Raw genomic sequence first — 12432 nt, forward strand, 5'->3', positions numbered from 1 at the left:
GAGAAAATTGCACAAAAACTTCCGCCAGCCATCGACCGGCATCGCATTTAACCCGTTGAGGGTAACGAACTATGGGCGCGGTTGCCAACTTTGACAGAAAAACAACACCAACAGAATCAGACTTATTACCTAAAACTCACCGGATAAACCGCCATGATTACGGTATTTCTCCGTTGGATACGCTAGAAAAGAAAAAGGCTCCTACAGGAGCCTTTAAGCAAATACAAACGGAACGCTATTACAGTACGTCGACCGCGTTCAGTTCTTTGAATGCCAGTTCCAGACGAGTAATCATTGAAGTCTGGGCAGCACGGAGCCATACGCGTGGATCGTAGTATTTCTTGTTAGGTTTGTCTGCGCCTTCTGGGTTACCCAGCTGAGCTTGCAGATAGCCTTCGTTCTTTTTGTAATACTGCAGGATACCGTCCCATGTTGCCCACTGGGTATCGGTATCGATGTTCATTTTCACTACGCCGTAGCTGACCGCTTCTTTGATTTCTTCTGCAGTAGAACCTGAACCGCCGTGGAATACGAAGTCCAGGCTGTTGTGTGGCAGGCCATGTTTTTTAGAAACATAATCCTGAGAATCACGCAGAATAGTTGGGGTCAGTTTAACGTTGCCTGGCTTGTAAACACCGTGAACGTTGCCGAAAGAGGCAGCGATGGTGAAGCGTGGGCTGATTGCGTTCAGTTTTTCGTAAGCGTAATCAACGTCTTCTGGCTGAGTGTACAGAGCAGAAGCATCCATGTGACTGTTGTCCACACCGTCTTCTTCACCGCCGGTACAACCCAGTTCGATTTCCAGAGTCATACCGATTTTCGCCATGCGAGTCAGGTATTTGCTACAGATTTCGATGTTTTCTTCCAGAGACTCTTCAGACAGGTCGATCATATGAGAAGAGAACAGTGGTTTGCCGGTAGCCGCGAAGTGTTTCTCACCCGCGTCCAATAGGCCGTCTAACCATGGCAGCAATTTCTTGGCACAGTGGTCGGTATGCAGAATCACAGGAACGCCGTAATGCTCAGCCATCTGATGTACATGGTGTGCACCAGAGATTGCGCCCAGAATTGCAGCACCTTGTGGAACATCAGTTTTCACGCCTTTACCCGCGATGAACGCAGCGCCGCCGTTAGAGAACTGAACGATAACTGGTGCACGCACTTTCGCCGCTGTTTCCAGCACGGCGTTAATGGAGTCAGTACCCACGCAGTTTACTGCTGGCAGAGCAAAGTTGTTTTCTTTAGCTACTGCGAACACTTTCTGCACGTCATCACCTGTGATGACACCTGGTTTTACGAAATCAAAAATTTTAGACATGTTACGTTGTCCTGTTTCGTCGGCCGAAGATAAATGGAATCGGTTTCGCTGATTAACCTGTCGGCGGCTACCGACAGCAGCGAAATAGCGAAACGGGCGGCTTTCGCCCCCCGTCATCTAAATTACTGCTTAGCGCGCTCTTCCAGCATCACTACTGCTGGCAGTTTTTTGCCCTCCACGAATTCGAGGAATGCACCACCGCCGGTAGAGATGTAAGAGATTTGGTCAGCAATACCGAACAGATCGATTGCTGCCAGAGTGTCGCCACCGCCAGCGATAGAGAATGCTTCGCTCTCAGCGATGGCGCGAGCCACGATCTCGGTTCCTTTACGGAAGTTAGGGAACTCGAACACGCCAACCGGACCATTCCACAGAATGGTTTTGGCGTTTTTCAGAATCTCGGCCAGACGTTCAGCGGACACGTCGCCCAGATCCAGGATTTGTTCATCGTCTTTGATTTCAGTTGCTGGTTTCAGCGTCGCGGTCGCAGTTTCAGAGAACTCGGTCGCTACGCGTACATCGGTAGGAACCGGGATATTGCAGGTTTCCAACAGACGTTTGGCTTCTGGGATCAAATCAGCTTCGTACAGGGATTTACCTACGTTGTTGCCTTGAGCAGCCACGAAGGTGTTCGCGATACCGCCACCCACAATCAGCTGGTCAGCAATTTTAGACAGCGCGCCCAATACAGTCAGTTTGGTAGAAACTTTAGAACCGCCAACGATAGCCACCATCGGACGAGCTGGGTTACCCAGCGCTTTACCCAGTGCTTCCAGTTCAGCTGACAGCAGCGGACCGGCACAGGCGATAGGCGCAAATTTACCAACGCCGTGAGTAGAAGCCTGTGCACGGTGAGCGGTGCCGAAGGCATCCATCACGTAAACGTCACACAGGGCGGCGTATTTTTTAGACAGGGTTTCGTCGTCTTTCTTCTCGCCTTTGTTAAAGCGAACGTTTTCCAGAACCACCAGCTCACCGGCAGCCACTTCAACGCCATCCAGGTAATCTTTAGCCAAACGTACCGGAGAAGACAATTTGTCTTTCAGGTAGTTAACTACCGGCAACAGAGAGAACTCTTCGTTGTACTCGCCTTCGGTCGGACGACCCAGGTGAGAGGTAACCATTACTTTAGCGCCTTGCTTCAGCGCCGCTTCGATAGTCGGCAGGGATGCACGGATACGCGCATCGGAAGTCACTTTGCCATCTTTTACCGGAACATTGAGATCCGCACGGATCAGCACGCGTTTGCCAGCTAGATCCAGATCGGTCATCTTAATTACAGACATGGTGAATCCTCTCGTTGATTCTCTTTAAAGTTGCTTATCAGTAGGTCAACTCAGGGTAATCCCTTGAATTAACCCGCCGTATTAGAAACCGCTGTCGGCCATTGCCAATGTCGTATCCAACATTCTATTGGCAAAGCCCCATTCGTTATCGCACCACACCAGAGTCTTAATCAGGTGCTGCCCACTGACCCGTGTTTGGGTGCCATCAACGATAGCACTGTGCGGATCGTGGTTAAAATCGGTCGACACCAATGGTAATTCCGTATAGTCAACTATACCACGAAATGAACCCATTGCCGCCTTTTGCAAAAGCTGGTTGACCTCAGTCACCTTCACCGAACTGCTCACACTGACGCTCAGATCGATCGCCGTTACGTTGATCGTCGGCACTCGCACCGATATCGCTTCAAACCTGTCGCAGAACTTCGGAAAAATACGGGTAATGCCCGCAGCCAGCTTGGTATCAACCGGAATAATCGATTGACTGGCGGCTCGGGTGCGCCGTAAATCCTGATGATAGGCATCAATAACCGGCTGATCGTTCATCGAAGAATGGATGGTAGTGACAGTGCCGGATTCGATGCCGTAAGCCTCGTCCAACAGTTTAATAACGGGAATGATACAGTTGGTAGTGCAAGACGCGTTGGAAACAATCCGATGCTCTGCGCGCAGATCCTGATGGTTTACACCATAGACCACGGTGGCATCCAAATCATGGCTACCCGGATGAGCAAACAGTACCTTTTTGGCACCAGAGGCCAAATGCGCCTCGCCATCTTCTCGGGAACCGTACACGCCGCTGCAATCCAAAACTACATCGACTCCCAGCTCATGCCAAGGTAACTGCGCTATTTCTGGCTGATGTACCAGCCGGATAACATCGTCCCCAACGTAGAGCTTGTCACATTCCTGACGAACATCCCAAGCGAAACGGCCATGGCTGGAATCATATTTAAGCAGATGAGCCATGCCTTCCGCGTTTGCCAGTTCATTAATGGCAACCACTGAAATTTCTGCCCGACGGCCCGACTCATACAGCGCACGCAATACACTACGACCAATACGCCCAAAGCCATTTATCGCTATGCGGATTGTCATGTTACTCCCTGTTTTATGGTTATCTTCATGCAACCCCATAGAGTACTGTAGCACGTGGCCTGATATTCATCGTTTTATCACATTTCAGATAATCATGCTGTCGGCATTATGCAAATTATTCCCGACAGGCCTTGATAATGAATCACAACTGAAACGCTTCAGCCAGAATAAACCAAACGAGGTACAAAGGGAATATCTTGCTGATAAAGGGCACATATCCCCCCTTTTCTGGCGAAAAACAGGCAAAAAAAAGGCCGCAGAAGCGACCTTTTAACATCGATATTACCGAGGGATACCTTCCCTTTTACACCTTGAGAACAGCGTCTGTTATTTCAACAGCGCCTGAGCTTTCGCTACTACGTTCTCAACGGTGAAGCCGAACTCTTTAAACAGCAGATCTGCTGGAGCAGATTCCCCGAAGCTGGTCATACCAACGACAGCGCCGTTCAGGCCGACGTATTTGTACCAGTAATCCGCAATACCGGCTTCTACCGCAACGCGAGCGCTAACCGCCGCTGGCAGGACAGATTCACGGTAAGCCGCGTCTTGCTTATCAAACGCATCGGTAGATGGCATAGAAACAACGCGAACTTTACGGCCTGCGGCAGTCAGTTGATCCGCTGCGGCAACCGCCAGTTCAACTTCAGAACCGGTCGCGATGAAGATAAGTTCAGGCTGACCAGCGCAGTCTTTCAGGATATAACCACCTTTGGCGATGTTAGCCAACTGTGCTGCATCACGCGGCTGCTGAGCCAGGTTTTGACGGGAGAAGATCAGTGCGCTTGGGCCGTCTTTACGCTCCAGAGCGTACTGCCAGGCTACCGCTGACTCGACCTGATCGCATGGACGCCATGTGCTCATGTTTGGCGTTACGCGCAGGCTTGCCATTTGCTCAACCGGCTGATGGGTCGGGCCGTCTTCACCCAGACCGATAGAGTCATGGGTATAAACGAAGATGCTGCGGATTTTCATCAGAGCAGCCATGCGCACTGCGTTACGTGCGTATTCCACGAACATCAGGAAAGTTGCGCCGTAAGGGATAAAGCCGCCGTGCAGAGCAATACCGTTCATGATGGCGGACATACCGAATTCGCGCACACCGTAATGGATGTAGTTACCGGCGATATCATCGTTCAGAGCCTTAGAGCCAGACCACATGGTCAAGTTACTTGGTGCCAGGTCAGCAGAGCCGCCCAGGAACTCAGGTAACACTTTACCGAAAGCTTCAAGCGCATTTTGTGATGCTTTACGGCTAGCGATATTGGCTGGGTTTGCCTGCAATTGCTCGATGAATTTCTTGGATTCAGTTTCCCAGTTAGCTGGCAGCTCACCGCTTACGCGACGTTTGAACTCGGCAGCCAGTTCTGGGTAGGCTTTCTCATAGGCCGCAAACTTCTCGTTCCAGGCAGCCTCTTTCGCTTTGCCCGCCTCTTTAGCATCCCAGGCCGCGTAGATATCTTGTGGAATTTCAAAGGCAGGGTATTTCCAGCCCAGCGCGTCACGAGTTGCAGCCACTTCCGCAGCGCCCAAAGGCGCGCCGTGGGAATCATGGGTGCCCGCTTTGTTTGGTGAACCGAAACCGATAACGGTTTTGCACATCAACAATGAAGGCTTATCGGTAACTTTACGTGCTTCTTCGATTGCCGCTTTGATGGAGTCAGGGTTATGACCGTCTACATGACGAACCACATGCCAGCCGTAAGCTTCGAAACGCGCTGCGGTATCATCGGTGAACCAGCCTTCAACATGACCATCAATGGAGATGCCGTTGTCATCGTAGAATGCAGTCAGTTTGCCCAATTTCATGGTGCCGGCCAGAGAGCACACTTCGTGAGAAATGCCTTCCATCATGCAGCCGTCACCCATAAAGGCGTAGGTGTGGTGGTCAACAATATCGTGACCTGGGCGGTTGAACTGCGCGCCTAGAGTACGTTCGGCAATGGCAAAACCAACGGCGTTAGCAATACCCTGACCCAGAGGGCCGGTCGTGGTTTCTACACCTTCGGTGTAGCCATATTCCGGGTGGCCCGGAGTTTTAGAATGTAACTGACGGAAGTTTTTCAGCTCTTCCATCGGCAAGTCGTAACCGGTGAGGTGCAACAAGCTGTAGATCAACATGGAGCCGTGGCCGTTAGACAGCACAAAGCGGTCGCGGTCAGCCCAGTGTGGGTTAGTTGGATTATGGTTCAGGTAATCACGCCACAGGACTTCGGCAATATCTGCCATACCCATAGGGGCTCCGGGGTGGCCGGAATTCGCTTTCTGCACGGCGTCCATGCTAAGGGCGCGGATCGCGTTGGCAAGCTCTTTACGAGAGGTCATGTTTTACTCCAGGTCGGATTTAAAAAGCGTTCAAGTCTATCATTTTCTCAGACTAGACATTGAAACGGCAATCACTAAAAACAAATGAAGGCAACTTCCATGACGGCACAGCCGAATTTGCTGGATTTTCAGAATAAAGCTATAGCTCTATCGCTGATTGCACGTTACCTTCGCTACCTTCAGGTAGCTATATCAAGCGTCAGTATTGCGAGCTAGGGTAGTGGAAGCCGCACTGATGCAACAGCTATTAATGCAATTGCTGTAATGTAGCAATGAACCCAGATTAATTGAACTGTCGAACTATATTGATTGAAACGTAAAACTATATTGATTGAAACTGAATTGATTAGAACGGATTAAACCTTAAAAATTATTGAACGGCAAAACCATGCTGAACAGCATAATAATGCATAACTACAGGAAATAAGGCGTTATGAACATTCGTACTTCGTTGATGGCTTTGAGTATCACCGCGCTGCTAAGTGGGTGTCAGAATATGAACACCGAAGGCCTGATGCAATCTGGCGCACAGGCGTTTCAGGCTGCAACGCTAAGTGATACCGATGTCAGAACGCTCAGCGATAAATCCTGTGCAGAAATGGATCAAAAGGCGCAAATCGCGCCAGCTGACAGCGAATACAGCAAGCGTCTGGCAAAAATTTCCGCAGCCCTCGGCGACAATATCAATGGAACACCAGCCAACTATAAGGTTTATGTGACCAAAGACGTCAATGCCTGGGCGATGGCGAACGGTTGTATTCGCGTATACAGCGGCCTGATGGATATGATGACTGACAACGAAGTGGAAGGGGTTTTGGGCCACGAAATGGGCCACGTCGCTTTAGGGCATACCCGTAAAGCCATGCAGGTTGCTTATGGCACCACCGCCCTGCGTACCGCAGCGTCTTCCGCTGGCGGTATTGCCACTTCCCTGTCTCAGTCCCAACTTGCGGATATTGGAGAAAAACTGGTGAACGCCCAGTTCTCGCAGAAACAAGAAAGTGAAGCCGATGATTATTCCTTTGAACTGCTGAAAAAACGCGGTATCGATCCGAACGGTTTGGTCACCAGTTTCGAAAAACTGGCAAAAATGGAAGGTGGGCGAGGCAGCAGCCTGTTTGACGATCACCCGGCTTCTCAGGCACGCGCCGATCATATTCGTGAGCGTATTACCAGCGGCCAGTAAGCTAATTGGTATCAATCATTTCTACTACGCCCGTAAATCGCGGGCGTTTTTTCTTCTTTCAATTTTCATCGACTGGTTTATATCAACTAACTTTTATCGATTAATTTTCATCGATTTCCACCTGAATCTGCCCACCGTCAATCCGCACCGGATAAGTTTGTAGATCGCGATCTCCCGGCTCACGTAGACATTTCCCGCTTCTCACGTCAAACACCGCCCCGTGTAACAGGCACTCAATAGTGCCCTCATCAAAAAATCCCGGACTGAGTAACGCATTTGCGTGAGGGCAAATATCATCCATCGCAAAATATTCGCCATCAATAATATAAATCCCAATTCGTTTATCCCCCACGCTGGCGGAGAACGGCGAATCTGGTTTGACGTAAGACACTTTGCACACATTCAGCCAGCTCATGTTATCGCTCCATTTATTCTCAGGAAGCCCATTTATTTCAAGGGGTACTGTTCGGCCTATCGATCTTAGTGTGGTCGATTTTGCGCATAACGGAGGAAAATGGTTGTTCGCAGCAGAGAATAGATATGGAGGGGAAACAATAAGGGCAGACCGAAGTCTGCCCTTAAGATAATGCCTGACAAGCCAGTTAACTGGGACTCACCTTCAAGAATTACTCGTCTTCAAGATAAGTGTAGCCATACAGACCAGATTCAAACTCTTCCAGGAACTGGGCTTGCAGTTCTGGGGCCAAATCGGTTTCTTTGACCTGATCGCGGAAGTGATTCAGCAGTTTTTCCGGGTCTAGCTGCACGTAAGCCAGCATATCTGCCACGGTGTCGCCTTCGTCGGTTTGTTCCACGTTCACGGTGCCATCAGGATAAACATAGACATCAACTGCGGCCGTATCACCGAACAGGTTGTGCATGTTGCCCAGAATTTCCTGATAAGCGCCCACCATAAAGAAGCCCAGCGCTGGCGGGTTTTCCGGATCGTACGGAGGCATTGGCAACGTGGTAGCCACACCGTCGCCGTCCACGTAATGATCGATAGTACCGTCTGAATCACAGGTGATATCCAGCAACACCGCACGACGCTCCGGTGGCTTATCCAAACCTTCTAGCGGCAGAACCGGGAACAGTTGATCAATACCCCAGGCGTCTGGCATCGACTGGAACAGCGAGAAGTTGACGTACAGTTTGTCCGCCATACGTTCTTGCAGCTCGTCGATAATCGGACGGTGTGCGCGATTGCTCGGATCCAACTGTTCCTGAATCATATTGCAGATAGTCAGGTACTGTTGTTCAGCCCAGGCGCGCTGCGTCAGATCCAGCATGCCGTGCGCGTATTGGGTATGCACATCGTGCAAATCCATCTGGCTATCGTGCAGCCATTCACGCAGAGAACGACGGCTTTCTGGTTTCTGCATTTCCTGCCAAGTATCCCACAGGCTTTCCAGTGCGCGTGGCGCATCTTCGGCCGGTGCCTGAGGTTCACTGAATTCATTGCGTTCCACGCCGATAACGTTGGAAACCAGCACGGTATGATGCGCGGTAACCGCACGACCAGACTCAGTAATCACCGTTGGATGCGGCAAACCGTGTTCATTACAGGCATCGCCGATACCCCAAATCACGTTGTTGGCGTATTCGTTCAAACCGTAGTTCACAGAGCAATCGGACTGAGAACGCGTTCCTTCGTAATCCACGCCCAAACCGCCGCCCACATCGAAGCACTGGATGTTTACGCCCAGCTTATGCAGTTCGACGTAGAAGCGAGCAGATTCACGCACGCCGGTTGAGATATCGCGGATATTGGAAAGCTGCGACCCCAAATGGAAGTGCAACAGTTGCAGGCTATCCAGACTGTTGGCTTCACGCAGCATTTCTACCAGTTGCAGAACCTGAGTTGCGGATAAACCGAATTTGGATTTCTCACCGCCGCTGGCCTGCCATTTACCTGACCCCTGAGACGCCAGACGAGCGCGAACACCTAGGCGCGGCACCACGTCCAGACGTGCTGCTTCTTCCAGTACCATTTTGATTTCTGACATCTTTTCGATGACCAGATACACTTTATGGCCCAGTTTTTCGCCGGTCAGTGCCAGACGGATATATTCACGGTCTTTGTAACCATTACAGACAATCACGGAGCGAGTCATGCCCGCGTGAGCCAGTACCGCCATCATTTCTGCTTTGGAGCCGGCTTCCAGACCCAAAGGTTCACCGGAATTCACCAGCGATTCTATCACCCGGCGGTGCTGATTAACCTTAATCGGGTAAACCAGGAAGTAGTTGCCTTGATAGCCAAATTCGTTACGCGCACGCTCAAACGCTGCGTTAATGGAACGCAGGCGGTGCTGTAAAATCTGTGGGAAACAGAACAAAGCCGGTAAACGCTGCCCGCGCTGTTCTTGCATATCCTTGACCAGTTGCGCCAGATCGACACGTGCCTGGGGGACGTCCGGATCAGGGCAAACGCTGATATGGCCTAATTCATTGACGTCAAAGTAGTTCCCGCCCCAGTAGGCGACGTTATAAGTGCGCAGCATCTTGCTGGCATTACGATCATTCATGGCAACCTCCTGCATGGAGCGTAAAGAAACATGTGCGCCCGCAGTAGACGGACGGCCAATCAAGTTATCATCAGACATAATTCGCCTCTATTGCGATACTGACGATAAAGTCAGTCACTATCGCAGCTACAACCTGCAAGGACAACCCGTGTGCGCACCCTTTAGGAGGAATAATACGCTAATAAAGCGCCGCACGACCGCGAGTTATCACTCAGATAATTGTAAAACACGTTTAAATGTAAAATACGTTTAACGACACATACGTATTGAGATTTCGTGAATCGGATGCAGCCCAAATCTGAAAAACAGACGGCTGGCGAACCGGATTCAGTACTTCAGGCGACCGTTAACCTGCCCGCGAATCCTGAGTGGCACCCATATGGGTGTAACATCGGGTTGATGGTATACAAGAAAGGAAGGTTGCAAGGGGGGATTGAACGTCAGAACGACGCAGCTGTTGATGTGCAGCAACCAGTAGACAACGGATCATTAATCCAACCACCTCCACGCATGTCGTTCACGATTGAACGAACAAGACTTATTAATAAACAAGATAAAGTAACAGTTTGATGACGCCGCTGATAATGCCAATGTCGCTGACAGGATTTTCACCGCCAACTCTCGCCATTAAACAATGAGCCAATGCCATTCTATGCCATCTTCATCATTGCGTATCAAATAAGCTGCGCGCGCAGTTTATACCTAGAACAGAGAGAAAATGCAAAATGAAAATGGCCGAACAACTGTTTCAATAGGTAAAAAATTTGCCGCCAAAGCTCACTAAGCGTTATCTGATGTTAAAAAGGGCTGGTAATGAAGCTGAAAGGTGACCTAAAATAGACGTCCAGATGTTAATCCGTCCATACTACAAATATGGAATAGGATTATAGGCCGCTACAGGCTCTGTTTTTTTAATGACTGCTTGAGGCTTTGCCTAAGGGGGGCGTTACAGGACGCCAGAGTCAGGAAGCGAGCGTATTGATATGCACCACCGACTCGCCCCTCAATGCTATGCAGTGATTTTTCATCCGAATACCAAGGTAAAGAATAAAATGGCTAAACACCTTTTCACATCAGAATCCGTCTCCGAAGGACATCCTGATAAAATTGCCGACCAGATTTCCGACGCCGTACTTGACGCAATTCTGGAGCAAGATCCTAAGGCGCGAGTCGCCTGTGAGACCTATGTCAAAACCGGCATGGTCATGGTTGGCGGTGAAATCACCACCAGCGCATGGGTAGATATTGAAGAAATTACGCGTAATACCATCCGTGAGATTGGTTACGTTAATTCCGAAATGGGTTTTGATGCGAACTCTTGTGCCGTTCTGAGCGCTATCGGTAAGCAATCCCCTGATATCAATCAGGGCGTTGACCGTGCCGATCCGTTGGAGCAAGGCGCTGGCGATCAGGGCCTGATGTTTGGCTACGCCAGTAACGAAACCGATGTACTGATGCCAGCACCTATTACTTACGCGCACCGTTTGGTTCAGCGTCAGTCTGAAGTGCGTAAAAACGGTACGCTGCCTTGGCTGCGTCCAGATGCAAAAAGCCAGGTGACTTTCCAATACGAAGACAACAAAATTGTCGGAATTGATGCGGTTGTCCTGTCTACTCAGCATTCTGAAGACATCGCGCAAAAAGACCTGCAAGAAGCGGTTATGGAAGAAATCATCAAGCCGGTTCTCCCTGCTGAATGGCTTTCTGCGAATACCAAATTCTTCATCAACCCAACCGGCCGTTTTGTCATCGGTGGCCCAATGGGCGACTGCGGTCTGACCGGTCGTAAAATTATCGTTGATACTTACGGCGGCATGGCTCGTCACGGTGGCGGTGCATTCTCTGGTAAAGATCCGTCCAAAGTTGACCGTTCAGCGGCATACGCTGCGCGTTATGTAGCGAAAAACATCGTTGCTGCCGGCCTGGCCGATCGCTGCGAAATTCAGGTTTCTTACGCTATCGGCGTAGCAGAACCGACTTCCATCATGGTGGAAACCTTTGGTACAGAGAAAGTGGCTCCAGAGCAACTGACTCTGCTGGTTCGCGAGTTCTTCGACCTGCGTCCATACGGCCTGATTAAGATGCTGGATCTGCTGAAACCAATCTACCGTGAAACCGCATCCTATGGTCACTTTGGCCGTGAGCACTTCCCTTGGGAAGCGACCGACAAAGCCGAACTGCTGCGTGATGCGGCTGGCCTGAAATAAGTTTCAGACCTTTCGCGCATCAAGTTAAAACCCCGGTTTCCGGGGTTTTTTATGCCTGACGATGGGCTCTGACTCGTTCAGTCAGGCTAAAAATCATCATTCCCACCACCATCGCCAATGCGAAGATCATGCCCTTTCCCACACCGGCACCGACTAATACCAGCGCAGGGCCAGGGCAAATACCCGCTAATCCCCAACCAACCCCAAATAGCAGGCTGCCACCAATCAAGCGCCGATCGATTTGCGTTGCCGTCGGCAACTGCATCGGGAGCCCCAACAGACTTACAGAGCGCTTACGAGTCAGGAAAAAGGCTAATGTGCCTACCAGAATGGCTCCGGCCATCACCAGCCCTAAAGACGGATCCCACAGGCCGCTAATATCGAGAAAACCAAGCACTTTAGCCGGATTTGCCATACCTGCGACAATCAGTCCCAGCCCAAAAATCAGTCCGGCCAATAGAGAAAAGAACTGTTTCATTTTCCTGCC

General features: G+C 50.4%; 10 protein-coding genes. 2 read left to right on the plus strand and 8 right to left on the minus strand.

Annotated elements, in window-relative coordinates; translation table 11 throughout:
* Positions 1–238: 238 nt before the first annotated feature.
* The 4 genes from fbaA to tkt all read right to left on the minus strand — a co-directional run bounded on the left by fbaA (position 239) and on the right by tkt (position 6024).
* On the minus strand, positions 239–1318 hold the full coding sequence (gene fbaA / locus ACQ4OC_RS16455) for a class II fructose-bisphosphate aldolase (protein WP_064518361.1): 1080 nt from the start codon (positions 1316–1318) through the stop codon (positions 239–241).
* A 122-nt stretch (positions 1319–1440) separates the two neighbouring features.
* Positions 1441–2604 (minus strand): phosphoglycerate kinase, encoded by a 1164-nt coding sequence (gene pgk, locus ACQ4OC_RS16460; protein ID WP_049599683.1) that lies wholly within the window; start codon positions 2602–2604, stop codon positions 1441–1443.
* 81 nt (positions 2605–2685) lie between these two features.
* Entirely contained in the window at positions 2686–3702 is a 1017-nt protein-coding gene (gene epd, locus ACQ4OC_RS16465) for an erythrose-4-phosphate dehydrogenase (protein ID WP_064514999.1), read from the minus strand.
* Between the two features lie 327 nt (positions 3703–4029).
* Positions 4030–6024, minus strand: coding sequence for a transketolase (gene tkt / locus ACQ4OC_RS16470; RefSeq protein ID WP_064515003.1), 1995 nt, complete (start codon positions 6022–6024; stop codon positions 4030–4032).
* Positions 6025–6457: 433 nt separating this feature from the next.
* Between tkt and ACQ4OC_RS16475 the strand changes: the two genes are divergently transcribed.
* Complete coding sequence (locus ACQ4OC_RS16475; protein WP_120806592.1) at positions 6458–7210, plus strand: M48 family metallopeptidase; 753 nt, start codon at positions 6458–6460, stop codon at positions 7208–7210.
* Positions 7211–7310: 100 nt separating this feature from the next.
* On the opposite strand, the gene ACQ4OC_RS16480 is transcribed toward ACQ4OC_RS16475, so the two are convergent.
* From ACQ4OC_RS16480 to ACQ4OC_RS16490, 3 genes are all read right to left on the minus strand, one after another.
* A complete protein-coding gene (locus ACQ4OC_RS16480) occupies positions 7311–7625 on the minus strand; it encodes a non-heme iron oxygenase ferredoxin subunit (RefSeq protein WP_064515007.1) in 315 nt (104 codons plus the stop codon).
* Between the two features lie 211 nt (positions 7626–7836).
* Positions 7837–9816, minus strand: a complete 1980-nt coding sequence (gene speA, locus ACQ4OC_RS16485) for a biosynthetic arginine decarboxylase (protein ID WP_064515009.1) — start codon at positions 9814–9816, stop codon at positions 7837–7839.
* A 268-nt stretch (positions 9817–10084) separates the two neighbouring features.
* Positions 10085–10228, minus strand: coding sequence for a hypothetical protein (locus ACQ4OC_RS16490; protein ID WP_420804279.1), 144 nt, complete (start codon positions 10226–10228; stop codon positions 10085–10087).
* 562 nt (positions 10229–10790) lie between these two features.
* Between ACQ4OC_RS16490 and metK the strand changes: the two genes are divergently transcribed.
* Positions 10791–11945, plus strand: coding sequence for a methionine adenosyltransferase (gene metK / locus ACQ4OC_RS16495; RefSeq protein WP_064515013.1), 1155 nt, complete (start codon positions 10791–10793; stop codon positions 11943–11945).
* Positions 11946–11994: 49 nt separating this feature from the next.
* Here the strand turns inward: metK and ACQ4OC_RS16500 are convergent, their stop codons facing one another.
* Positions 11995–12423: a DUF6691 family protein gene (locus ACQ4OC_RS16500; protein ID WP_064515015.1), complete on the minus strand. Its 429-nt coding sequence runs from the start codon at positions 12421–12423 to the stop codon at positions 11995–11997.
* Positions 12424–12432: the final 9 nt, after the last annotated feature.

The sequence above is a fragment of the Yersinia sp. J1 genome (assembly GCF_050586585.1).
In the GTDB taxonomy this organism is placed as follows: Bacteria; Pseudomonadota; Gammaproteobacteria; order Enterobacterales; family Enterobacteriaceae; genus Yersinia; species Yersinia entomophaga.